Annotated in this window: 1 protein-coding gene; it reads left to right on the forward strand. The window is 53.9% G+C overall.

The features are described 5' to 3' along the window. The coding region (locus SB775_RS31400) for an ABC transporter permease (protein WP_410865190.1) at nt 1-256 on the forward strand (256 nt) is incomplete at both ends.

Consider the following 256-nt stretch of genomic DNA (forward strand, 5'->3'; position numbering starts at 1 on the left):
CAGCAAAGGCAGTTGGGATGTCACACCGCCGCATCGTCCTGCGGCACATCCTGCCAAATAGTATGGTGCCGGTCATCGTACAGGCGACGCTTGCGATCGGAACGGCAATTATTGAAGCGGCAGCTTTAGGTTTTTTAGGACTGGGTGCACAGGCGCCAAGTCCGGAGTGGGGAAAAATGCTAGCCGATGCAAGGCCTTATCTCATTCAAGCCCCATGGACTTTATTCTTCCCAGGGATAGCTATCATGCTGACGGT

The sequence above is a fragment of the Peribacillus sp. SIMBA_075 genome (assembly GCF_046534585.1).